19 protein-coding genes and 5 pseudogenes are annotated in these 22,254 nt (G+C 63.5%); 10 read left to right on the top strand and 14 right to left on the bottom strand.

Going from position 1 to position 22,254, the window contains the following annotated elements; genetic code table 11:
- Nucleotides 1-21: 21 nt before the first annotated feature.
- The 3 genes from ABNX08_RS40340 (at nt 22) to ABNX08_RS40330 (ending at nt 1,464) form a co-directional block, all read left to right on the top strand.
- Nucleotides 22-546: an IS630 family transposase gene (locus ABNX08_RS40340; RefSeq protein ID WP_374063752.1), complete on the top strand. Its 525-nt coding sequence runs from the start codon at nt 22-24 to the stop codon at nt 544-546.
- On the top strand, nt 515-1,060 hold the full coding sequence (locus ABNX08_RS40335; RefSeq protein WP_374063823.1) for an IS630 family transposase: 546 nt from the start codon (nt 515-517) through the stop codon (nt 1,058-1,060). The genes ABNX08_RS40340 and ABNX08_RS40335 overlap by 32 nt, the downstream gene beginning before the upstream one ends.
- An 89-nt stretch (nt 1,061-1,149) precedes the next feature.
- Entirely contained in the window at nt 1,150-1,464 is a 315-nt protein-coding gene (locus ABNX08_RS40330; RefSeq protein ID WP_349608165.1) for a helix-turn-helix domain-containing protein, read from the top strand.
- 93 nt (nt 1,465-1,557) lie between these two features.
- On the opposite strand, the pseudogene ABNX08_RS40325 reads toward ABNX08_RS40330, so the two are convergent.
- Nucleotides 1,558-2,075 (bottom strand): annotated as a pseudogene (locus tag ABNX08_RS40325) (ProQ/FinO family protein).
- Between the two features lie 75 nt (nt 2,076-2,150).
- Nucleotides 2,151-2,762: pseudogene (locus ABNX08_RS40320) on the bottom strand (tyrosine-type recombinase/integrase); the annotation flags it as partial.
- A gap of 62 nt (nt 2,763-2,824) precedes the next feature.
- On the opposite strand from ABNX08_RS40320, the gene ABNX08_RS40315 reads away from it, so the two are divergent.
- The gene (locus ABNX08_RS40315) at nt 2,825-4,132 is read left to right on the top strand and encodes a carboxylesterase family protein (protein ID WP_349606616.1); all 1,308 of its coding nucleotides are present in this window, start codon (nt 2,825-2,827) and stop codon (nt 4,130-4,132) included.
- A gap of 159 nt (nt 4,133-4,291) precedes the next feature.
- On the opposite strand, the pseudogene ABNX08_RS40310 reads toward ABNX08_RS40315, so the two are convergent.
- Nucleotides 4,292-4,509, bottom strand: a pseudogene (locus ABNX08_RS40310) (LysR family transcriptional regulator); the annotation flags it as partial.
- A gap of 102 nt (nt 4,510-4,611) precedes the next feature.
- Between ABNX08_RS40310 and ABNX08_RS40305 the strand changes: the two are divergent.
- Nucleotides 4,612-6,020, top strand: a pseudogene (locus tag ABNX08_RS40305) (ISKra4 family transposase).
- Nucleotides 6,021-6,180: 160 nt separating this feature from the next.
- Here ABNX08_RS40305 and ABNX08_RS40300 read toward each other — a convergent pair.
- Nucleotides 6,181-6,402: a hypothetical protein gene (locus ABNX08_RS40300; protein WP_349606661.1), complete on the bottom strand. Its 222-nt coding sequence runs from the start codon at nt 6,400-6,402 to the stop codon at nt 6,181-6,183.
- Nucleotides 6,403-6,434: 32 nt separating this feature from the next.
- Here ABNX08_RS40300 and ABNX08_RS40295 point away from each other — a divergent pair, with 32 nt between their 5' ends.
- Both ABNX08_RS40295 and ABNX08_RS40290 read left to right on the top strand, forming a co-directional pair.
- Nucleotides 6,435-6,740: a hypothetical protein gene (locus ABNX08_RS40295; protein ID WP_349606618.1), complete on the top strand. Its 306-nt coding sequence runs from the start codon at nt 6,435-6,437 to the stop codon at nt 6,738-6,740.
- Between the two features lie 9 nt (nt 6,741-6,749).
- A complete protein-coding gene (locus ABNX08_RS40290; RefSeq protein WP_349606620.1) occupies nt 6,750-7,064 on the top strand; it encodes a hypothetical protein in 315 nt (104 codons plus the stop codon).
- Between the two features lie 4 nt (nt 7,065-7,068).
- Here the strand turns inward: ABNX08_RS40290 and ABNX08_RS40285 are convergent, their stop codons facing one another.
- The 4 genes from ABNX08_RS40285 to ABNX08_RS40270 form a co-directional block, all read right to left on the bottom strand.
- Nucleotides 7,069-7,224: a hypothetical protein gene (locus ABNX08_RS40285; RefSeq protein WP_349606622.1), complete on the bottom strand. Its 156-nt coding sequence runs from the start codon at nt 7,222-7,224 to the stop codon at nt 7,069-7,071.
- Between the two features lie 213 nt (nt 7,225-7,437).
- A complete protein-coding gene (locus tag ABNX08_RS40280) occupies nt 7,438-7,698 on the bottom strand; it encodes a hypothetical protein (RefSeq protein ID WP_022540297.1) in 261 nt (86 codons plus the stop codon).
- Between the two features lie 121 nt (nt 7,699-7,819).
- A complete protein-coding gene (locus tag ABNX08_RS40275; protein ID WP_349606657.1) occupies nt 7,820-8,200 on the bottom strand; it encodes an Hsp20/alpha crystallin family protein in 381 nt (126 codons plus the stop codon).
- 17 nt (nt 8,201-8,217) lie between these two features.
- Complete coding sequence (locus ABNX08_RS40270) at nt 8,218-8,652, bottom strand: Hsp20/alpha crystallin family protein (protein ID WP_349606623.1); 435 nt, start codon at nt 8,650-8,652, stop codon at nt 8,218-8,220.
- Nucleotides 8,653-8,812: 160 nt separating this feature from the next.
- Here ABNX08_RS40270 and ABNX08_RS40265 point away from each other — a divergent pair, with 160 nt between their 5' ends.
- From ABNX08_RS40265 to ABNX08_RS40255, 3 genes and pseudogenes are all read left to right on the top strand, one after another.
- Nucleotides 8,813-9,766: a DnaJ C-terminal domain-containing protein gene (locus ABNX08_RS40265; protein WP_349606625.1), complete on the top strand. Its 954-nt coding sequence runs from the start codon at nt 8,813-8,815 to the stop codon at nt 9,764-9,766.
- Between the two features lie 3 nt (nt 9,767-9,769).
- Nucleotides 9,770-10,063, top strand: a complete 294-nt coding sequence (locus tag ABNX08_RS40260) for a chaperone modulator CbpM (protein WP_349606627.1) — start codon at nt 9,770-9,772, stop codon at nt 10,061-10,063.
- Between the two features lie 645 nt (nt 10,064-10,708).
- Nucleotides 10,709-11,361 (top strand): annotated as a pseudogene (locus ABNX08_RS40255) (DUF1345 domain-containing protein).
- A gap of 72 nt (nt 11,362-11,433) precedes the next feature.
- Here the strand turns inward: ABNX08_RS40255 and ABNX08_RS40250 are convergent.
- The 6 genes from ABNX08_RS40250 to ABNX08_RS40225 form a co-directional block, all read right to left on the bottom strand.
- Entirely contained in the window at nt 11,434-11,952 is a 519-nt protein-coding gene (locus tag ABNX08_RS40250) for a hypothetical protein (protein ID WP_349606629.1), read from the bottom strand.
- A 188-nt stretch (nt 11,953-12,140) separates the two neighbouring features.
- A complete protein-coding gene (locus ABNX08_RS40245; RefSeq protein ID WP_013952956.1) occupies nt 12,141-12,287 on the bottom strand; it encodes a DUF3096 domain-containing protein in 147 nt (48 codons plus the stop codon).
- Nucleotides 12,288-12,499: 212 nt separating this feature from the next.
- Nucleotides 12,500-12,751, bottom strand: coding sequence for a hypothetical protein (locus ABNX08_RS40240; RefSeq protein ID WP_349606631.1), 252 nt, complete (start codon nt 12,749-12,751; stop codon nt 12,500-12,502).
- Between the two features lie 129 nt (nt 12,752-12,880).
- Nucleotides 12,881-13,057, bottom strand: coding sequence for a CsbD family protein (locus tag ABNX08_RS40235; protein WP_349606633.1), 177 nt, complete (start codon nt 13,055-13,057; stop codon nt 12,881-12,883).
- A gap of 98 nt (nt 13,058-13,155) precedes the next feature.
- Nucleotides 13,156-13,314 (bottom strand): DUF3309 family protein, encoded by a 159-nt coding sequence (locus ABNX08_RS40230; protein WP_349606659.1) that lies wholly within the window; start codon nt 13,312-13,314, stop codon nt 13,156-13,158.
- Between the two features lie 270 nt (nt 13,315-13,584).
- Entirely contained in the window at nt 13,585-22,134 is an 8,550-nt protein-coding gene (locus ABNX08_RS40225) for a GH36-type glycosyl hydrolase domain-containing protein (RefSeq protein WP_349606636.1), read from the bottom strand.
- Nucleotides 22,135-22,254 lie beyond the last annotated feature (120 nt).

The following is a 22,254-nucleotide window of genomic DNA, read 5'->3' as shown; positions in this document are numbered from 1 at the left end:
TACTCTAATGGAGAGGCAGCCATGCGCAGACTCGAGATTGCAGACGCACAGATAATGCAGTTGGCGATTCGACAGGAGATCGAGCGAAGCGAGGAGTCGCGGTATGACCACCGCCTGCACGGGGTGCTGCTGGTCAGCAGCGGTTACTCGTGCACTGAAGTGGGCCAGATGTTCGGTCAAGCGGCCACGACAGTTCAGCGATGGGTCCGACGTTTCGAGCGGGGCGGTTTCGACGGATTGCGGGAAGGTGAACGGCCCGGTCGCCCGCGTGCGTTGAATGACTCGCAATGGCGTCGCATCGAGGCGGATCTGCGCAAGACACCACGCGACTTCGGATTTGAAGCGGGCCTGTGGGATGGGCCCGTTCTATCGGAGCACTTGCGTCAGCGCTATGGCATCAAACTGGGCGTGCGGCAGTGCCAGAGGCTGTTTCGCCAGATGGGTTTCCGGCTGCGCAAGCCGCGCCCGCAGGTCGCCCAGTCTGATCCCGTTCGCGTTGCGGCGGTAAAAAAAACTGCGGCGACTGTCAAAGCGCGACGACATTGAGTTATGGAGCCTGGACGAATGCCATTTCCAGCAACACGGATCGCGCTGTCGCATGTGGGTGGCCCCGGAGATCCGCGATCCGGTGTTGATGCATGCGCCGACGCGAAAGTCGGTGGCATGTTTTGGCGCCGTCAGTCTGAGCACGGGTCGCTTCGTCTGGCAGGTATGCCCTGTCTTCAACGCAGAAACGTTTGCATCCTTTCTTCGCCAACTACTCCGCCATCGACGTCGCGGCAAGCGCATCGTCGTGGTCCTGGACAACGCAAAGTACCACCATGCCGTCCTGCTCAAACCGTTACTGCACAAATACAGGCGGCACATGACGTTGTTGTTCCTGCCACCATACAGCCCGCAACTGGCGCCTATCGAACGCGTATGGAAACTGACACGGCGCCTGGGGTTACATAACCGGTACTTCGCCACCCTCGTAGAAGTTCTCTCGGCAGTCGACGCCTGCTTCCAGCAATGGAAGAGACCAAACGAGGTACTACGACGACTATGCTGCATTATTTAAGACGCTGTGTTTAGTATAATTTCACGATCATGAAATAATTTGGCGAGCAGCCTCCACGCTGGCTTGCCTTCTTCACGGGACGGGCCTCCATGCCGCGACCACTACCTGATCCGACGCCTCCTTCGCGCGCGACAATTCGCACCATTCAGCAACTGGGCGGCCGCATTCGAGCCACCCGGGCAGGGGGCGGGGTGCCCATTGACCAGGCGGCGAGGCATTGCGGGGTCTCTGTCGGCATGCTGTCCAAGCTGGAGAACGGCAAGGGCGTCAATCTCGAGCACGCCCTGCGCGTGCTGGACGGACTGGGTTTGACGATGCTGGTCGTGCCCAAGGAGCATGCACTTTGGCTCGAACAGGCTGCGGCCCATGCGGCCAAGCCTGGCGAACCGGCAGCGTGGGATTAGCGTCCTAAGCGAGGCTGCCATCCTGGCGCCGCGGCGCGGAGATGGATTGCTGTGCGCCTTCCCTGAGCCGGCTGTCCATGCCAAAACCTCAACCTATCGAGCCGCATCAACGGGGTGCGACGCCTTCGCCGATTTGGATGGTGCCCCCCGCGAACGCCTCGCTTGCAGTTGCTGCGCCCGTTTTGCATCCTCCGGGCGAACCTGCCCCGGCCTCCTGGCCGGCCAGATCCATCCGTGATGCGCCTTCGAGGAGGCAGGCCCAGTAGCGGGCGCCGCGGCACCAGGTCTTGATCGCCTCGCGCAATTCGGCCTCCGTGAGGGGCAAGCGCCTGGGCATGCGGGAGGAGATCCTCGAAGATGCCGATCTTGAGCGGCACCTTGGGCGCCGGGTTCTTCGGAAAGGCTAGCGGAAAACGCCGTTGCAGCCTGGCGATCGCGTGGACCACCGGATCGACGGGCGGCTTTGCCGGATTGGCCGGCGCAGCGTCCCGTGCGCGGGGCGGCGTGGCCCGCTTCGGAACCTCGGCAGCCTTTGCGGACTTTGCGGCCTTTTCAGCCTTTGCTTGTGCTGCCAGTTGTGCTTTGAGTGTCGGCAGTTGTTCGAAGCCCATTGAATTCAGTGGTGGATCGCGTGGAGCGATTTTAGCAGCCGCGTCCCCTTCGGGGCTTGCCACGCGGGGTGCGCCTTACGTCTTCCCGGTCCACCCAATACGATGTCGCTCCTGGGTGGCCTCGTGCCGCGCATCCTCTTCGCTGTGCAGGTAAGCGCTGGTGGTGGCGATCGAGGCATGGCCAAAGTTGTCGCACACAAAACGCAGGTCGACCTGCTGGTCGGTCATGTGCGAGCCGGCGGTGTGGCGCAGCCAGTGGGCCGAGGCGCTGGCCAGGACATCGGCCTGGGCTTCCCACTCGGGCCCGCGCGCCCGCAGGCGCCCGGCCGCCAGGCCGAACACCTCCTTCAGGATCAAGTGCAGCGCCCCGCGTGACAGGGCCTTGTCGCGACCCGCCTCACGGCCGGTCACCGGCAGCAGCAGCGGGCGCGTTTCCCCCAGCTGTGGCGTGGGCGGCAGTCCGTGGGCGCGGCGGTAGCGCGCCAGTTCGGCGATCAGCTCATCGGTGGCCGGTACCAGCCGGGTCTTGTTGCCCTTGCCGCTCACTTCCAGCCACCAGCGCTCGATGCTCTGGGCGTCGCGCCGGCAGAAGAACGCCCCCATGGGCGTGCCCGTGAGTTCCGACGCGCGCAACCCACCCAGATAGAGCGCCGTCAGCACCCAGCGACAGCGCGCCGCATGCGCCCTGGGTGATCGCGCAAATCTCAAACTTGCTCAACTGCTCGTAGGTCGAGCTGCTGAGAGGCCCAGTGTGGACGTCACCGCAGATTCCAGTAATCAACGAAACGCCTGAAGGCGTTCAAAGGTCGACGAGTGAAGATTGCCTGTTTTTGAACATCTACGTTCCCGATAACGTAGCGGCGGGGGCAAGCAATCTGCCGGTGATGTTCTGGATCCACGGCGGTGCAAACGCGAGCGGCAGTGCAAGTGATTATGATCCTGGTCGCCTTGTGAAGGAGCAAGGAGTCATCGTCGTCTCGACCAACTACCGGGTTGGAGTTCTGGGCTTTCTCTCTCATCCCGCAATCGACAAGGAGGGCCATCCGGCCGCAAACTATGGACTTCTCGACCAACAGGTGTCCCTCGCCTGGGTACAGAATAACATCCAGTCCTTTGGCGGGGATCCCAACAACGTCACCGTATTCGGCGCGTCCTCGGGTGGGCTGAACATCCTCAATCATCTGATTGCACGATCGTCTTCAGGTTTGTTCCAGAAGGCGATCGTTCAAAGCGGCGCATACCAACCGTTTACACCCACGTTGGGCGTTTCTCAGACACGGGGTACTAGCTTTGCTGAGAGATTGGGGTGCACGGACCAATCGACTACATGCCTGCGAGGGAAGGCGTTGGCGGATGTCCTTGCAAGTCAGGGCAAAACCAACACGGCATCGAGTGCATTCAATCAGTCAACCATAGACGGAACAACGATTCCCCAAGCACAGCGAATGGCTCTTCTAGAAGGAAAATTTCAGAAAATGCCCGTCATGCAGGGAGTCACGCGGTATGAGGGGCGCGCCATTCCTTCGCAGAGTCCTGACTCACCCCCTAGCCAATATGAGGTTGTGGCCCGGGCTTATGCCACGGCCGCTTCAAAGAGCGCCGAGGACGTTATTGCGGTGTACCCCTTGGCCAGTTTTCCCACGCCTTTCGAGGCCGCAAGTGCCATTGTGACGGATGCTGCCTTCAATTGCCCCGCTTTGCAGAGCGACTTGGCGATGGCTTCGCGCACACCAGTCTATGCTTACGAGTTCGATGAGGCTACTGACGAAACGTACGCGTCCGGTCATTACGCTGACGTCGAGTATCTCTTTGACGTGTCATGGTCCAAGAAGGCGGAAACGGATGTAGGAAAAAGTATTCGCCAGATCTTTGGGCAGTTCGCGCGAAGTGGGGATCCCAATGTTGGCGGAAGCAAAGAATGGCAGAGCCTCACCGCGCAAGACAGGTACATTCGTCTAATCGGCCCCAAGTCCCAGAGGCAAACTGATTACGAGACGGCACATCATTGCAACTTCTGGGGAGCGACTTCCGGTATCCCGGTGGATAGTCGCTTTTGAGAGCTGAGCTGTAACCGACAAGGGGCAACGTCACCTCAGGCGTTGCCCCTGCATCATTCCAATTCTCGCCCCTTCGGGTTCGATCCTTCATGTACTCGAGCCCCGGGGGGCTGCGCGTGCTGCGCACCGTAAGGGGCGGGGTGTAGGCGGTCTTGCGCTGTTCCCTCTACCGTACCACAGCGTTATCGCTGTCAATGGCTGAGGCGGGTGCGGCGGCGTTCCGCGCCGCTCAAGGTAGTCGCAGCTGGCCACCAGCAGCGAACGCGTCTGGCACAGCGTCCACGCCACATGCGTCTGCGGCGCGCGGTGGTCGTGTGGCGGATTGCGACATCGAAGCCGTCCTGCGTCAGCGAATGCAGCCGGTCCGACACGTGTAGAAGAACGAGGTTCGTGCGAGCCAGGGAGTGGAAAGAAACTGGGGGAGGGTGTCACATTGCGACTAAAGTGATGATGTTTCCAGATGAGTATCGGGGGCCACCATGTCACTACGCTGGACTCTTTGCCTACAATCCCATGCGGACGATGGGAGCGTCGAAACTATCCAACTCGGGACAGTAGAGCGACCAACGTGTAACGCGGAGCCTGCAGACTTCGGTCTTTCGCTGTGAGAACTGCGGCTGCTGGCTCTCGCGCTTCAACAGACTGTGGCACAGCAGCAGATCTACGCTTACGATCGCGCCAAGAGAAGGTGCCCGCATTGCGGAGCGTATCGCCGCATCAAAGATTGGCGACCACGCACGTTCGATACTGCACTAGGCACAATTCACATTCGCGTTCCACGGGTTGTGGCTTGCATGTGCCTGCCGGAGCCGCTTGATGAGAACGGCGATATAGAAGACTACAGGGAAACGTTGTGCCCCATCGAACGGCTTCTTCCCTCACGAACTACCCCTGAGCTGGCCTACCTGTGTGCGCGTCACGGAGCAACAGGATCATACAGGTCTGTGCGGCCGTCGTTTCTGCGCTGACATCGGTTTCTTGCCTGTCTCATATGCGTGTCCGACGCGAGACAATCAAGATCGGTGAGTACATTGAAGACCGCCAGTTCGCTCTGGGATGGGGTTCGGATCCTCAGTGCGAGGAACGGGCGAAATCACTCTCGATGGCAATTGACAGTACTGTGCTTACAGCCTATCCATTCGAGGAGATCTCGAAGTTTGAGATGATCGCAGGCCGAATCGAACGAGAGGGTAGGATGGCAAGGCGATTCGCCTGCGCAATTCCTCGCCGAACCCTGGCGCGTGTTTTAGTGAGCGCAGCCTTGAAGCAGTGCGGTTGGTCTCCGTCGACGTTCGTGGACGTCGTTAACGACGGTGCAAGCGGGATGCGAAGCCTGGTGACCCAAATCGCGCCTCGAGTAGCGTCACCAATGCTCGACTGGTTCCACCTTGCGATGAAACTTCACGCGATACGATCATCGCTGTTCTCGCACCACTACTTCCTACCGCGCCCAGAGATCTTCTCACGGTGCGAAAAAATATGGCGCAAAATACGAGGGGCACTGTGGAGAGGCTGAGCGGCAATAGGTATAGAGTTGACTAGGACGTTGGCTGCTTCCATGAAAGAGGAGGCGTTGAAGCGTGAAAGCTTCTATGGCCCTACCGCAGCGACTACCTTCGGTGCTGCCAATCGACTCCTCGACTTTCTCCAACACAACGCAGCCATCCTTGTTGACTATGCGCGCGCACGGCGGGCGGGGAGGCGAATCTCTACCGCTCCGGCAGAATCAGTGATGAATCATTTGATAAACCGTCGCCTGTCCAAACGACAGCAGATGCGGTGGTCTATCAACGGTGCGCACTACCTTCTCCAGGCGCGAGTCGAACTGCTGGATGGCAAGCTGGAGGAGCAATTCATCTACAAGTACCCGCACTTTCGGTCGCCGTAGATCCAACTGAGCACGTAGACGGGCGCATCCCCCAACTTCGTTCCACTCCCGGAATTAGCGATCTGCAACAGTTGACCGCCAGCCGAGGTGCGAGACGAAAGTCATCATTCGCCTGGAGACCATTACCGATTGGGGCGAATCCAGGCGGCGCATGGAGGAGCTACCCGCTGAGGTGGCGGAGTTCCTCGACCATTAGGGCGAATTGCTGAAGCCGAACCCCAAGGTTTTTAACGCTCCCAAGTGCAACATAGTCAGGCGTGAAGCCGTCGTTCAACATGCCGAGCCCGGCGCCGGTCACCACGCGCCTCGTCTGCGTCTTCCGGCCGTCCAGGATGGCGCGCACCATGGCGCCGCTGAAGAGGATGGGGCGTTCATTGGCCATGCTAGGATCCTTGGCAGCATTGGGAGATAGCCATGGACCGCGTTACCGAATATCGAGGATTCGAGATCCATATTGACCTTGCGAGCACATCCGATGACATGTTCGATGTCTGGTTCCAGATCGAGGGCCCGATGAGACCCCCGGGAGTTGCTGCACTCGGCAAGCGAATCAAAGTCCACGGCGGCCCGTTCTCTCGTCGCTGGGCATATCTCGTCGCCGAGGTAGCAGGCAGAGCCGCGGTGGATGTAATTCTTGGCGTGGAGGAACAGGCTCACCCCGCCATCCCCATCCCCATCCGCCTCGCTTCCTTCGCGTGCTACGATCCTCTGGAACGATAGGGGCAAGCCATGGCGAACTTCGAAACCGATGCCGAAATACTCGAGTGGATTGCTAAACACAGCGAGGACGAATTCCGGCAACACGTAGAGCGCCACACGTTCGGCGACAGGCGTTTAGAGAACGCTCGTGCATATCTCGATAGGATCGACAGCCAGCGAGCGGAGATACGCAAGGAACGAGCGCTTCTGGCGACGGAGCAGGCAGCGGGGGCGCCGCAGGACCAAGTCGAGACTGCGCGACAAGCGCTCCGCATTTCGAAATGGGCTCTCGGTATAGCTATCGTTTCCGCATTTGTGGCCGTGGCCGGTTTGGTCGGAAAATAGGCCATTACATAACCTCCGCAGGCTGTGCCACCGACAGCGCCACTGCCACCGGCCGTACCCACACCGGTGTGGCTGACGGCATCAACGTCTCGCCTGACTCGGCCCGCAGCAGGCTGGTGCCCATCACCTCCGCGATCGCGCGCGCCGTGTCCTGCGGCACAGCGTTGCCGCTGGAACTGGCCCGCCTGCAGTCCCTCGTTGAGCCCGAGGAATATCTGGCATATCCAGACGATGCGCATGTATCTGGAGGAACAGATTCTTATGCGCTCGCGCCAGGCCTGATCGCTCAGGCCGTCCAGCTCGAGTTTCCAAGTGAGTATCCAATCGGGTAGGTAGTCATCTTTCACCCGCCGCCCCAATAGCACGCGGGATCTCATTCCGACTTATCGAAGATGCCGGCTTCGAGATCTTTGCTGAAATGCTGAACCCAATCGGTTTCATCGCCGATGGGGTATTCCCTTGTAACTTGTGTCGATAGTCTGGTTACCGTGACGTAGCCCTGTAAACCGATGTTCTCGTCGCCTTTTGGGTCAGTCGTATCCGTTTCCAGGAGTTCGAAATCATCTGCTGCCAGACCATTATGCTGCAAGGTCGCAAGAAAGTCCTGTTGTTCATCCGGTTCGATCAGTCGCATCGTCGGCCTCTCGCTGTTCAAAGGGGCGAATACCGAAACTCTCTTTCAACGATTCCAGCTTCATGTCAGCCCTCCTACGTGTGGGCAGCCATGGGTGATGCCCACGGCCGCCCGGCTTACATCACACCACCTTGACCTCAATGCGGCTGGGTTGCGTGTGTTCGGCTTTCGGGATGCGCAGCTTGAGCACGCCGTGGTTGAACTCGGCGACAACCTTTTCGGCATCTAGTTCCTTGGATAGCGTGAACACGCGCCGGTAACGGGGCAGAGAAACCTCCGCGTAACTGGCTTCCATGCCCTCCGGCAGATCCAGGGCGACTTCGCCCTTGATGGTCAGGATATCGCCTTGCACCTGCACGGCCAGCTTGTCCTTGGGCACACCCGGCAGATCGGCGTACAGGGTGATGCCTGCGGCGTCCTCGTACACATTCACTGGCGGCATCAGGGCTGCTTCAGTGCTGGCAGTGTCGGCTTGCTTGGTGACAGCAGTAGTTTCGCTCATGGCCTGATCCTCCTCGCTCACTGGATGCTGATTTGGCGCGGCTGCGCGGCTTCGAGGCGCTGGATGCTGATGTGCAGCACGCCGTCGCGGTACTTGGCCTCCACCGCATTGGGATTCACGTCGTTTGGTAGGCTTACCACACGGCGGAAGCGGCCGGCGAAGCGTTCATCGATATGCATGGAGGTTTGCTCGTCCTTGTTGGGGAGATCGGGCTTGCGCTCGCCGACAATGGTCAGCACGCTCTGCACCAGCTGCACGTCGATGCTGGCCGGATCGACGCCAGGGGCAAAAGCGTAGATTTCCACCGAGTGGGGGGTGCCGCCTACATTCATGGCCGGAAAACTGACCCGACCACGAATGCTGGAAGACAGCTCGAATGGCTGCTGCCATTCGCGCTGTAGCCGTTCCAGTTCTGAGAATACGTCACGGGGAAACAACGATCGATACATCATGTTTGCCTCCATTCGCTTTCGCGCGGGCGCCATATTCGGACGCCCCCGGTTGCAATGGTAAGGCTTCGCCTGGGGATTTCAAGTTCTTGATTTGACTGGTATTCGACATCATTCTTCCGAGGTGAAGAGCAGCCCTCGAGACCGGAAAAGGGGAACACGCATGGAGTTCCAGAACTACTACAAAACGCTGGGGGTGGCACGCGATGCCACGGCGGAGGACATCAAGAAGGCGTTCCGCAAGCTCGCGCGCAAGTTCCATCCTGACGTTTCCAAGGAGTCGGATGCCGAACTGCGCATGAGGCAGCTCAACGAGGCCTACGCCGTGCTCTCCGACCCGGAAAAGCGCGCCGCTTACGATCAATTGGGACGAGGCAATCAGCCCGGCCAGGAGTTCCGTCCGCCACCGGGCTGGGACACCGGCTTCGAGTTCTCGAGTCGGAGCTTCTCGCCTCAGGAAGAGGCCGATTTCAGCGACTTCTTCGCCGAGCTGTTTGGCCATGTGGGGGGCAGACACCGCGGCTTCCATACGCACGGTGGCAGCTTCCAGTCACGCGGTGTGGATCACCACGCGAAGGTGCTGCTGGACCTGGACGACACCTTTACCGGCGCCACCCGTCAACTTTCGCTGCGGGTGCCAAGCATGGACGCTCAGGGCGGAGCGCAGTCGAGGAGCCGGACCCTCAGCGTGAAAATTCCCAAAGGCGTGCGCGAAGGTCAGCTCATCCGTCTGGCCGGGCAGGGAGCGCCGGGGATCGGCGGTGCGCCGGCCGGGGATCTTTTTCTGGAGGTGCATTTCAAACCGCACGACCAACTGAAAGTGAAGGGGCGAAATCTACACCTCACGCTGCAGGTGGCGCCATGGGAGGCGGCGCTGGGGGCGGTGGTGCCCGTCGATTTACCTGGGGGCGAACTGCAGGTGCGCATTCCCCCTGGCGCCCAGAGCGGCAGCGAGCTACGTGTGCGCGGCAAGGGCATTCCCGCTAATCCACCGGGCGATCTGCTGCTGGACATCCAGGTGGTGTTGCCGCCGGCAAACACCCCCAAGGCGCGGGAGCTTTATGAAACCATGGCGCGGGAATTGAGCTTTAATCCGCGCCCGGATAGGAGAGCCTGACCCATGCCGGATAATGACGTTCTGATCGGCTGCCTGATGGAAGATGCCTGGCTGACTCTGGAGCAAGTGGCGGCAGCCTGCATGGTAGAACCAGAGTGGCTCAGGCGGCATGTAAATGAGGGCTTGTTCCCCCATGCTGTAAGTGTCGCTGGCGTCTGGCGGTTTTCCAGCGCCAGCCTTCGACGGGCGCGGCGCATGCGTCAGTTGGAGCGTGACTTTGACGCCATACCCGAACTGGCCGCTTTGGTGGCCGACCTGCTGGAAGAAATGGATGATCTGCAAGCGCGGATGCGTTGATGATGCTTGCGTCAACAACAAAGCCCTCGCTTTGAACTAGTTCACGCTGGATGTTCGGGCGGCTACCGCGAGGCCGAAATGGCAACGAGCCCAGCAGTTTGCAGTTGCCTTTGCCATCCACTAGCAACCGCGTGAATTGACTCTGGGAAATATCAGGCTAGCCCGAGATGGCTTCTCTTGAGCAATCTCGGCGGTTTGGTGACAGACGCCGAACCGCCGGATTGGCCTGCGGATTCAACCCGTGGATGCACACCAATGCTCCTCAGCATATTGCCGTCTCACAAGATTGATCCAAAGCGCTGATCATCCCTCGCTTCCAACTGGACGACTTCCGCGATGTTCACGAGAGCATCGGGAACGCTGCATTCACGACAGCGCTCAAGGCATTCATTGAGGCATGAAAGCCAACTCGATAGACCGGTGAAGGCAGCTTGAGCGGGCGACTGGAACGCGCTACGCTGGCATAGGTTCTCACCGCATAGCTGCTGTCAGGCATAGGCCACCCTCGTGCAAAGGGTCGGCGCGGCCCGGAGCGCGAGCCTAGCCTGGCGAGCCGTTGATGGTCGAGGAGCTTCGTTGGAACGCGCGTCGGCGCCAGATCGGGCGGCCTGCGCAAGCGGCCATTCCACCCACCATCTGATGCTCATGCTCCCCGTTCTCCCTGTCCCGAAGCTCATTCGATTCCGGCCGCGCGCCGCCATCGCGCTAGTGATCGGCATCATCGCTGCATCCATGGCGCCGGTGTCGCTGCGCCCGCTAGTGCGCGTCATCTTCGGTTGGGACATCGCCGTTTGGTCGTATCTCGTGCTGATCTGGTGGCTGATGGCCAGGGCGCCACAAGACATGGTCAGGGAAATTGCCATTCGCGAGGACGAGACGGCCACTACGTTTCTGCTAGTCGTTTGCATTGCTGCGGTCGCCAGCTGGCCACGGTGAAAGATTTGGGGCTCGGCGCGGGGCTGGGGCATCTTGCCTTCACCGTGGCGACGCTGTTCGGCGCCTGGTTCCTGATTCCGGCAATGTTCGCGTTGCACTATGCGCGGCTCTTCTACGGCTCAGCGCAGGAGAGTACCGATGAATCGGCACTCAGCTTTCCGGATAGCGCGCTTGAGCCGAATTATTGGGACTTCCTGTACTTCTCGTTCACGATCGCGTTGACCTCGCAAACGTCGGACGTGGCACTGAGATCGCGGCCCATCCGCAAAGCGGTACTTGCGCAGTCCGTGCTCTCGTTCTACTTCAATATCGCTGTACTGGGACTGTGCGTAAACGTGGCAGCAGGTCTGATCAATCTCTGAAAGCGGACATCTGGCTTTCACCAGGCCTATCTTTCACCGGCGGCACCGCCTGGTGCCGCGGGACGGTCACGCTTAGGTCCAGCGCAGATGTGGCAAGAAGTCGCCGTGCTCGTCAATGCCTACCCCGCCCAGCTCGTATAGCAGCGTCTTGATCGTTTCCTTCTCGGAGGATCTGCATCCGACGATCATGATGAGTTCGCCCTGCGACAAGAGTGCGGCAGCCCGCGCCAGCCGCTGTCGCGGCAACGTGGCGCCGAACAACGCACCAAGGAGCCAGCCACAAACGCCGAAGGCTACGAAGCCAAGGCCAAAGGTGGTGAGGCCACTCAGGGGGGCGGAATGGTCGCCGTAATAGCCCGCCAGCACTAGGCCAAGTATCGCAAAGGCGGCATAGCCTGCGATCGAGCCTTCATGCCGGAAGGTGGTGTGCGTGGGGTCTGCGCCCGGAAAACCCTCGACCGGCCGCAGGCCCCGGCCAATGAACCACGGGCCGGTCACATAGGCCGGCGCGCGCACTAGGGGAAGCAGTTTTGCCCAGCCGTTGCGGGCGGCAGCGGCATTCTTGAAGCGAAGACAGAGCAGGGTACGCATGATGTACTCGACTGCCCGGGCGTGCTGGTGCCCGGAAGGTGGATCCTTACCGCGACGTCAGTTTTCATGGGGCGGCGAGGACTAAACCGGGCGGCCGCATATGGAGATGAGGCGCCACGGGGAGAAACTCTGGATTGCGGAAATGCCTCCTGAGGGACAGCTGGAACGAAGCAGGCCACCCCGTCCGCTCAGCGCAGATGTCCGCCAAACAGTCCGAGCAGGCCGATGACGATAAGGTAGATGGCGACGATGTAATTGAGCAGTCGCGGCATGACAAGAATCAGGATGCCAGCGATCAGCGATATGAGAGGGCCGGCGCTGGTGATGATGTTCACGATGGCTCCATCTGATTGGCGTGCTCGGGCGGTATTCCTGCCGGTGGCTACAGGCTGGTCAGCCTGCTGATCTGGCAATGATTCAGCGTACGCCAAAGCGGGTGGGAAAGCGGTACGACAGCGTACGGAGGCAGCGAACAGCGTGCCGCTGCTCTTGCCTCGACTTGAAACCTGACATCAGCAGCGCCGCGGTACCTGCCTCGGCGAGAACCTCAGCCGAAGACGCGCGATCTCAGGTCGTCCTCGAAATCGACAGTCCATTGCGCACCCAGGTTTCCGTCGTACTGGCGGATTTCCCTGCCGAAGCCTACCGAGATGGTGCGGCCGTGAGCCGGCACAGCGCCTGCCGCGTCTTCAACCGCTGTCACGGTAAATCCGTCGGGGGCGACTCCATTGCGCAGGCAGGTCTCGCGGAAAGCCTCCTGCTCGATGGGAGGGAATTGATTCAGCATCGTGTCCAGCATGGGTGTCTCCTGGCGCCGGCATGTAACGAGGAAAAGCCGAATCGGGAGAAGGCGACCAGCCGACTGGTCGCCTATCCCATCCCGCCGGCGGTGCGCTGGCTCGGGTGCTCGCCCTCACTCCGTATCGCTTTATTCCGCCTTCTTGATATCCGCCTTGACGTCGCCATACGCTGCCTGCGTCTTGCCGATATCCTTCTTCAGGATTCCCGCCACTTGCGTTTGTCTGTTTCCAGTCATCCTGCCAAAGGCTTCCTTGACTTTCCCGGCGGCCGCCGTGACCCGGCCCTTCACTTGATCCTTGTTCATGATGTATTCCTCTTCATTGGTGTTGCGTGCCGGATGCTGAGGCAATTCGGCCGCGGCACAGCGTGCTTGCGATGTCGGGAGTATTCCCGATGCCTGCCCTAGAGTCTGCCTAGCAGCAACAGGACAAGGACCACAACAAGAATCGCCCCGAGTGCGCCGGACGGAGCGTAGCCCCAACCGCTGCTGTACGACCAGGTGGGAATTGCCCCAACGAAGAAGATAGCCAGGACAATCAACAGCAAGAGACCAATTGACATGATGCGCTCCTGATTCTGCAAAAACATGCCCTCCGCCGATGCTGCCAGGCGGGTGGCGGCCGTTCTAGCGGATCGCGTTGTCGATGGCCATGCCATGGAATCCAGAGCACCGATTCGGGGGATTCGCTGAAGTACTTGTCGCCGGTACGTCGTATCGATAGAGACAGCTCTATCCTGATCAGAGCCTAGTCCGGATGGGATGTCGTGTCAGTCCGGTGCCGTACGCTTGACGGGGCACCGGCATGGATTGACTGCCCGGATACGGGGGAGCTAGACCTGGACCAGCAGCGTGTGCTCGCCCCCATCAAGAGGGATGCTGGCCTGGCCGTCCTTACAGGGGATGCTGACGCCGTCAAGGATCGCCTGCGAGACACCGCCGGCACGGTGCAATGACGTTTCCACGTTGATCTCATAGCGGGTAGACGCCACGGTCACTGTGGCCTGGAAGCCTGGCCACGAGGCAGGAATACAAGGGGCAACGACCAACTGGCCTCCCTCGATCCGGATCCCCAGGATGCCCTCTACACCGGCGCGATACATCAATCCCGCGGCACCCGTGTACCAGGTCCAGCCGCCGCGGCCGATGTGGGGCTCTACCGAGTAGACGTCGCCCGCCACCACATAGGGCTCGACCTTGTAGCGCTCGACGGCTACGGGTGTCAGCGCATGGTTGATCGGGTTGAGCAGGGAGAACAGTTCGACGGCCTTGCCGGCCTCGCCCAGCCTGGCGAATGCGAGGACTGCCCACATCGCGGCATGGCTGTATTGCCCGCCGTTCTCGCGCAGGCCGGGCGGGTAGCCCTTGATGTAGCCGGGGTCGAGGGCGCCTTTGTCGAAGGGTGGGGTGAACAGCAATGCCAGCCCGTCTTCGCGGCGCACCAAATACTTTTCCAGCGACGCCATCGCGGCACGGGCACGGGTGGGATCGGCCGCGCCCGACAGCACGGCCCATGACTGCGCGATGGCGTCGATATAGCATTCCTCACGGTCTTTCGAGCCGAGCCAGGTGCCGTTGTCGAAGGTCGCACGGCAATACCAGTCGCCGTCCCAGGCCACTCGTTCCAGCGCCTCGCGCAGCAAGGCCGCATGCGCGCGCCAGCGGTTGGCGCGCCCGGCATCGCGGGTCTGCGCCAACGGTGTAAACATGTCGAGGGTGCGTGCCAGCAGCCAGCCCAGCCAGACGCTCTCGCCCTTGCCGCCGGCGCCGACAAGGTTCATGCCATCGTTCCAGTCGCCGCTGCTGATCAGCGGCAGCCCGTGCTCGCCGGTATGCGCGATGCAGCCGTCGATCCCGCGCGCGCAATGTTCAAACAGCGAGGCTGACACATCCGAGACCATTGGCTGGAAGAAGGCATCCGCCTCGGTGGGGCCCAGCAGCTGGCCATCCAGGAACGGCACCATCTCGTCCAGCACGCCGGTGTCATCGGCGCTGGCGATATAGCTGGCGGTAGCGAACGCCAGCCACACGCGGTCGTCGGAAATCCTGGTTCGCACGCCTTGCCCGGAATGCGGCAACCACCAGTGCTGGACGTCGCCTTCGACAAACTGCCGCCCGGCGGCGCGCAGCAGGTGCCGCCGCGTGGCGTCGGGACTGGCAAGGGTGAGCGCCATATGGTCCTGCAACTGGTCGCGGAATCCGTAGGCGCCGCTTGCCTGGTAGAAGGCCGCGCGCGCCCAGATGCGGCAGGCTAGCGTCTGATAGAGAAGCCAGCCGTTGAGCATGATGTCCATGGCGCGGTCCGGTGTCCTGACCTGTACCGCGCCAAGCAGGCGCTGCCAGTGCCGGGTGACGGTCGCCAGCGTGGCGTCGAGATCCGTCTGGCGATAGCGCGCAATCAGCGCGCTGGCCTCGGCGGCCGAGGCGCATTGTCCGATGAACGAAACGACTTCGACGGTTTCGCCGGCTGCCAGCTCGACCTTGCACTGCAAGGCCGTACAGGGGTCGAGCCCGGCCCCGGTCGTGCCGGACAAGGGTGCCTTGCCGAGCAGCGCCGCGGGCGCGTCCGGGCCGCCATTCCGGCCAAGGAACTCGGTACGATCGGCGGTCCAGGCAGTCTGCCTGCCGCCCAGATCGGCAAAGGCCGCGCGACCCGCAAACGCCGTGCTCCACGGATTGCGGATCAGGATGGCGCCGGTGGCCTGGTCCGGCGCCGTCGTGATAAACGGCGCCGAAGCACCCCGGGAGGTGCCGAGCACCCATTCCGTATAGGCCGTCACGGAAAGCCGGCGCGGGGTGCCGGAGAGATTGCGCAGCGTCAGGCGCGAAATCTTGATCGGATCGTCCAGCGCAACGTACTGCAGCAACGCCAGCGCGATGTCGTCGACCTCATGCGTGAAGCAGCTGTAGCCGTGGCCATGGCGTGCGGTGTAGGTGCCTTGGTCCCGGATCGGCTGCGCGGTGGCGCTCCAGACCTGGAGACTGTCCTCGTCGCGGATATAGATTGCCTCGCCGCACGGGTCCGCGACAGCGTCATTGGACCAGGGCGTCAGCTGGTTGTCGCGACTGTTCTCCGCCCAGGTGCAGCCGCTGCCGCTGGCCGACGCCTGGAAGCCAAAGCAGGGATTCGCGATCACATTGATCCATGGGGCAGGGGTCGACCGCTCTGCGTTCTGCACCACGACATATTCCCTGCCGTCCTGATCGAAGCCACCCAGGCCGTTGAAGAACTCGAGCCCGGGCTGCGCCGGCACCGGCGGCACTGACGGTGCCGCGCGCTGGCGGCGCCGGGCCGGTACGGCAAGCGGGGCCGCCGCGCCGGGCAGTCGGGCGAGCTGGTCCGCGATGGAACCGCGTCGGGCCATCAGCGCGACGCGCGCGACCGACTGGAGCAGGGCGCGGGCTTCGGGAGTCATCATGTCGGCACGCAAGGTATAGACCGATCCGCGCACCGCTTCTTCGCCCGTCTGGCTTTGCGCATGGCTGCTGCGAACCGCGGTCTCGATCGCCATCTGCAAGTCCTGGATATAGGACGAGGCGCGCTCGTTGACGATGACCAGATCGACGCCAAGCCCCTTCATGCGCCAGTATTCGTGGGCGCGCAACAACTGGCGCACCTGGACGATATCCTCGATCTCGTCGATGCGCAGGAGGACAACAGGCAAGTCGCCGGAAATCGCCATCGGCCATAGTCCTGACTGCGGACCCGCGCCGCGCAGGATGGCGTCGGGCGGGGCCCGGAAGCGGGCATCGGCGTAGAGCAGCGGAGCCGCGAGGCGCTGGAAGTCGGCCGCTTCCGCCGCGTCGACGTCAAGGTGGCGAAGCTCGACCTGGGCTTGCGTCCAGGCCAGGGTCTTGGCCCGGTCGAAGGCGTTGCGGTCCTGGTGCTTGTCGATCAGGTCGAGCAGGTCGGCGCGCGACGACGCAATGACGGTCCAGAACGCCACCCGCGCGCTGCCGCCAGGCGCAATCCGCACGCGCTGCCTGAGCGAGAAGATCGGGTCGAGGACCGTGCCGACCGTGTTCGAGAGCGGCAGCCCGGCTGTGACGACTGCGCACGCAGCCGGCGTGCGACCGTCTTTCAGGAAGCGCGCGCGGTCGGACTCGTACTGCGGATCGGCGACAAGCTCGCCTTCCACCACGCAGAAGTGGGCAGCCCACACCGGCGACTCCTCGGGCGAGCGCAGGCGGCGTGTCGCGGTCAGCGCGCCGGACTCGGGCAGGTGTGCGGTCTGGATGAAGATCCTGGAGAAGGCCGGATGCGCGTCATAGGACGCGCGCGCGGCGAGCACGACTTCGGCATAGGAAGTGAGCTCGATCTCGCGTGGGCGGCGCCCGTTGTTGACCAGCGACACGCGGCGGACCTCGCCGTCGTCCTCGCCGGAAACCAGGACTTCCAGGATGGTTGTCAGGCCGCCGTCGTGCCGGACGAACTCGGCGCAATCTTCGGCGAACACCACTTCGCCGCCGCGCTCGCCATCGGCTGCCATCTGCGTGCTGGCAGACCAGGTGGTGCCGCTTTGCGTATCACGCAGGAAGATGAAGGAGCCCGAATCGTCGCGAGTGGCATCTTCCCGCCAGCGCGTCACGGCCAGGTCCCGCCAGCGGCTGTAGCCCATTCCCGTGGTGGTCAGCATCACGGTGTAGCGTCCGTTGGACAGCAGATGGGTGACCGGATTGCCAGTTGCCGGCGCCGTGAACCGCCGCACCGCAGCGTCCTGCGGCTGTACCGCCGTTGCCGAGACCTTCACTTCCTCGGCGCGGGGGTGCGCCACGGCGACGTTGCGCGGCATGCGTTCCTGCAGCAGCAGTTCGCAGGCCTGGATCATCGGCTCGCGATGGAAGCGCTCACGCATGCGCCCCCCGTCGAGGGCGTTGGCGATGGCAACGATGGTCATGCCCTGGTGGTGCGCCATGAAGCTGCGTACGATGGCGACCGTCTCGCTCTCGGCCAGGCGCGCGCGCGTATAGTCCAGCGCCTCGTAGAAACCGTAGCGTCCAAGGGCGCCGGCTTCGGCAAGGCGACGGTAGTTGTCGCGTGCGGCCTGCGGATCGACCATGGCCGCCAGCCCGGTGGCATAGGGGGCGATCACCGCGTTCTCGGACAGGCCCCGCTTGAGCCCCAGGCCGGGGACGCCAAAGTTCGAGTACTGGTAGGTGAACTCCCTGTCGCGGGCGTTGTACGCCGATTCGGATACGCCCCAGGGAATCCCCAGCGACTGCCCGTAGCCCCGCTGGCGCGCCACCACCAGGCGCGCGGTCTGTTCAAGCAGGCTGCCGGCGGGGGCGCGCATCACCAGTGACGGCATCAGGTACTCGAACATCGAGCCCGACCACGAGATCAGTGCCGAGCCCCTGCCAAGTGGCGTCGCCATGCGCCCCAGCCGGAACCAGTGCGGGGTCGACACGTCTCCCTTGGCAATCGCGAACAGGCTGGCGAGCCGCGCTTCGGAGGCGAGCAGGTCGTAGCAGCTGGCATCGGGCCGGTTGTCGGCAAGCGAATAGCCGATCGACAACAGCTTGCGCGCCGGATCGAGCAGGAAGGCAAAGTCCATCGCCAGCGCCAGTTCGCGCGCAGTGTGGGCGAGCGCCGTCAGCCTGGCGGCCAGCGCCTGCGGGGCTTCAGCCTGCTGCAGCTGGTCACGCTCGTGCTCGGTGACGGCGCGCTGCAGCGCCCCGGTCCAGAAGACCAGGTCGGCAATATTGTCGTCGCCAGCCGCGGGCGGGATGTCCTGCACCAGCGTGGCGACCTTCTCCGTCTGGCGCCTGAGCACTGGTGCCCCTGTTGCCATGTCGAGTGAGCCAGCGAGCATGGTGTCGATCTCGGCCAGTAGTCCGCCAAGCTGCCGTCCGGGTTCGCTGTGTGCGAAGGGCAGCGCAGCCAGGGCCTCGTTTGCCAGCCGCGCAGTGTCCGCCAGGCCGCGACACGGATCTGGCGCGGCGGTGCTGGTCCATTCTTCGCAGGCATTGGCGACCACGATCAGGTGCGCGGCGAGGTTGCCGCTGTCGACTGACGAGACGTAGGCGGGATGCAGCGGCTGCAGGCCCAGCGTCTCGTACCAGTTGTGGAAGTGGCCCCGGTAGCGCGGCAGCTTGCGCATCGCTGCGAACGCCGCTTCCATGCGCTCGACAGTTTCGGTGGTCCCGGCCCAGCCGAAGTCGCGCGCGGCGATGGCCGACAGCAGGTAGAGCCCGATATTGGTCGGCGAGGTCCGGTGCGCCACCACGGGCTTTGGCGTCTCCTGGAAGTTGTCGGGCGGCAGCATGTTGTCCACTGGCGTGACGAAGGTCTCGAAGAAGCGCCAGGTGCGGCGCGCGGTGAGGCGCAGCGCAAGCGCGTCGGTCGCCGGCAGCGCGAGCCGGCGCGCAACGGCCGGCGCACGGCTGGTCCACAGGGCAAGGGCTGGCGCCGTCAGCCATAGCAGGGCAAAGGGCAGCACGAGCGGCCATGACGATGGCACCAGGCCCACCCCGGCGGCGGCCATCGACAGCGCGAGCAGCGTGCCGCCGGCCATCAGCCGGTAAAAGCCGGCCAGGTCCAGCCGCGGGCGCGTGGCGGACTGCGCGGCCGTGGTCCAGTCGAGCAGATGGCGGTGCGTGTAAAACAGCCGCGCCAGCGTCCTGGCGATGGCGTCACCCGTGCGCCAGGCCTGGTCGGGCACGAAGGCCAGCCCCAGCAAGATCTGCGTGGCGGCTAGCCGCAGGTCTGCGAACAGCGCCTGCACATGGTTGCGCAGGCGCATGCCGCTGCGGTGCCGCAGACCGGACAAGATGCCCGGCAGGACGGCCGGAATGGCAATCGCAGCCAGCGGCAAGATAGTCGCCAGCGGCCCCGCCGGCCAGGGGAGGAACCAGCACAGCACAAGGCTCAGGAGCAACAGGGGCGCGAGCAGCGAGCGGCGCAGGTTGTCCAGCATCTTCCAGCGGCCGATGGCCGGCACCGCGTGTATGCCTTTGTGGTGCCTGAAGATCCAGCCTAGCAGTTGCCAGTCGCCACGCGTCCACCGGTGCTGCCGCCTGGCCGCCACGTCGTAGCGCGGGGGAAACTCCTCGACCACCTCAACGTCGGAGGCCAGCCCGGCACGGGCGAACACGCCTTCGAACAGGTCATGGCTGAGCAGCGCGTTCTCCGGGACCCGGCCGCTGAGCGCGGCTTCAAAAGCATCGACATCATAGATGCCCTTGCCCGTAAAGGAGCCTTCGCCAAAGAGATCCTGGTAGACGTCGGAGGCGGCCGCCGCGTAGGGGTCGATGCCGCCCGGCCCGGAGAAGACCCGCTGGAAGAGCGACCCCTCACGGCCGATCGGCAGCGAAGGCGTAACACGCGGCTGGAGAATGCCGTAGCCGCCCACGACGCGCTGCCGGGCCGCATCGAACCATGGCCGGTTCAGCGGATGGGCCATCTTGCCGATGAGCCGCAGCGCGGCGTCGCGTGGCAGCCGCGTGTCGGCGTCGAGGGTGATGACGTAGCGCACGCCGGCCGGCACCTGCGGCGCCTGACCGTCGACGGCGACGTAGCTGGTGTCGGTCGCGCCGCGCAGCAGCCGGTTCAGCTCGAGCAGCTTGCCGCGTTTGCGTTCCCATCCCATCCACTGGCCTTGCGCCGCGTTGAATACGCGCCGTCGGTGAAGCAGCAGGAAGCGGTCGCCGGCCGGACCCGGGCCATGGCGCTGGTTCAGGCGGGCGATCGCCGCGCTGGCGACGGCAAGCAGGTGCGCGTCGCCAGGCAGCTCCTCCTGGTCCGCGTCGACGCCATCGGTCAGCAAGGCAAAGCTCAGGTCGCCGCCTGCGCCGGCGAGGTGATGCACCTCCAGCCGGTCGATCTGCTCGCTCAGGTCGGCCTCGCCGGTCAGCAGGGTCGGCACGACCACCAGCGTGCGCAGCGAGGGCGGAACGCCCGCCTTGAGCTCCAGGCCGGGCAGGATCGTCGCACCCAGTCGCCCTGCAAGCGCGCGGTTGACCAGCGTTGCTGCGACCTCGCTGGCCGGTACAATCCAGATCAGCGCAAGCAGGGCAAGCCAGCCGGGCGTCAGGCTGGCAGCCGGCAAGATCCATAGCGCGAACGCCAGCAGGCCGGCCGTGACGAGCAGGAGTGCGCCGACGTAGCCGCCGATGCCCAGGTGCTTGCTGAAGCGGCTGATCCACAGGCGGGGCGGGGGGCGAAACCGGATGGCTCGTTCGAGCGCGCAGCGGCCCGGGCCGACCAGGTGATAGCCCGGATCGACCCGGCGACCGGCCTCGGTCGCGTCGGTCATGTCGTCCACCTGGACCGGTGAGGGCGAGGTGGACGCCGGTATTGGCGTGGCGCCGAGCGCCAGCTCGGCAACCCTGAGTTCCGGGCACGAGGCGCCGCGCGCGAGCTCCTCGATTGCGTTGCGGTACAGGTTGCGGGTCGGGAAATCCATCCCGGCAAAGGCGCTGCCCGCGCGCAGCCGCGCGTCGACCAGGCTGACACTCTCGAACCACTCGGCCCAGTCGATATCGGACATCAGCCGCATGCTCGTGATGATGTTGCGCACCGTCACGTTGGAGGCGCCTTGCCGCTGCTGCGCGTGCAGCACCACCTCATCGACCGAAGTGCCCTGCAGCCCGAGGCGCTTCTCCAGCCAGCCCAGTGCCGGCATGGTTCTCGGGTCCTGGTCGCGCAGGCGCCTGGCAAGTTGCGCGGCGAACAACTCGGACAGCGGCGCAGCGGGGCGTGCGGCAATATCTGTTTCGAGTGCCGTGCGGGCGCCCCCTGTGGCCAGCAGCCGCACGGCCAGCGCATCCGCATCGGCACGGGCAACCCGGCCGGCGGTGATCTGGCCGGTGAGCCTGCGCAGGTTCTCGACCAGTACAATACGCAGCGTGATCGCAACCGCCCACAACTCGCCGATCGTCAGCGGCTGGACGCGCTGATAGGCGGCGATAAAGCGGCGCAGGATGTCGGGGTCGAGGTAGCTGTCAGTGTGGGCGACAAAGGCCCACGCCACCCCGAAAACGCGCGGATAGCCAGCGAATGGACCGTCGGCGAGCTTGGGCAACTGGCGATAGTAGCCGGGGGACAGGTCGTCCCGGATCTCGCGGATTTGCTCCTCGACGATGTGATAGTTGTCGAGTAGCCATTCCGCCGCCGGCGCCACCTCGGCGCCGCTCTCCACCTCGGCGGCGCTCGCCCGATAGGCGGCCAGCAGGACAGTCGCATTGTCGCTGAGCCGGCTGCGCAGGGATGGCACGCGTGGCGGCGATGCTGTCACCGGCTGGGCTGCGGCGAGGCTTTGCGCGTGCTGCTCCAGCCGTTCGATGCCGAACAACTCCTCCCGTACCGGCGCCATGCTGTCCCAGGGTGACGGCACGGAGGGCGCGCCGAATGCGCGCAGCGGGAATGTGAGATTCAGGTTCATGGACAGGCCCATTCAGCGGTCAGGGAAGCGAAAAGTGCCATGGCATCATTGTTCCCGTGGGCACGCTCGTCATCCCTTATTTGACTTCACGATGGTGGAAAGGGGCGCACCACTGCGAAA

This window comes from Cupriavidus sp. DF5525, assembly GCF_040149425.2.
GTDB classification, from domain to species: Bacteria; Pseudomonadota; Gammaproteobacteria; order Burkholderiales; family Burkholderiaceae; genus Cupriavidus; species Cupriavidus pickettii_A.
The sequence above is the reverse complement of the archived record's forward strand: the minus strand, read 5'-3'. Positions and strand labels throughout refer to the sequence as shown.

Excerpts from the sequence above, each read along its gene's own strand:
- ABNX08_RS40240 (WP_349606631.1), bottom strand. The coding sequence starts at position 12,751 with ATGCTGGACACGATGCTGAATCAATTCCCTCCCATCGAGCAGGAGGCT.
- ABNX08_RS40330 (WP_349608165.1), top strand. The coding sequence starts at position 1,150 with ATGCCGCGACCACTACCTGATCCGACGCCTCCTTCGCGCGCGACAATT.
- ABNX08_RS40250 (WP_349606629.1), bottom strand. The coding sequence starts at position 11,952 with ATGCGTACCCTGCTCTGTCTTCGCTTCAAGAATGCCGCTGCCGCCCGC.
- ABNX08_RS40275 (WP_349606657.1), bottom strand. The coding sequence starts at position 8,200 with ATGAGCGAAACTACTGCTGTCACCAAGCAAGCCGACACTGCCAGCACT.
- ABNX08_RS40235 (WP_349606633.1), bottom strand. The coding sequence starts at position 13,057 with ATGAACAAGGATCAAGTGAAGGGCCGGGTCACGGCGGCCGCCGGGAAA.
- ABNX08_RS40340 (WP_374063752.1), top strand. The coding sequence starts at position 22 with ATGCGCAGACTCGAGATTGCAGACGCACAGATAATGCAGTTGGCGATT.
- ABNX08_RS40295 (WP_349606618.1), top strand. The coding sequence starts at position 6,435 with ATGGACCGCGTTACCGAATATCGAGGATTCGAGATCCATATTGACCTT.
- ABNX08_RS40230 (WP_349606659.1), bottom strand. The coding sequence starts at position 13,314 with ATGTCAATTGGTCTCTTGCTGTTGATTGTCCTGGCTATCTTCTTCGTT.
- ABNX08_RS40300 (WP_349606661.1), bottom strand. The coding sequence starts at position 6,402 with ATGGCCAATGAACGCCCCATCCTCTTCAGCGGCGCCATGGTGCGCGCC.
- ABNX08_RS40290 (WP_349606620.1), top strand. The coding sequence starts at position 6,750 with ATGGCGAACTTCGAAACCGATGCCGAAATACTCGAGTGGATTGCTAAA.
- ABNX08_RS40265 (WP_349606625.1), top strand. The coding sequence starts at position 8,813 with ATGGAGTTCCAGAACTACTACAAAACGCTGGGGGTGGCACGCGATGCC.
- ABNX08_RS40225 (WP_349606636.1), bottom strand. The coding sequence starts at position 22,134 with ATGAACCTGAATCTCACATTCCCGCTGCGCGCATTCGGCGCGCCCTCC.
- ABNX08_RS40260 (WP_349606627.1), top strand. The coding sequence starts at position 9,770 with ATGCCGGATAATGACGTTCTGATCGGCTGCCTGATGGAAGATGCCTGG.
- ABNX08_RS40280 (WP_022540297.1), bottom strand. The coding sequence starts at position 7,698 with ATGCGACTGATCGAACCGGATGAACAACAGGACTTTCTTGCGACCTTG.
- ABNX08_RS40270 (WP_349606623.1), bottom strand. The coding sequence starts at position 8,652 with ATGATGTATCGATCGTTGTTTCCCCGTGACGTATTCTCAGAACTGGAA.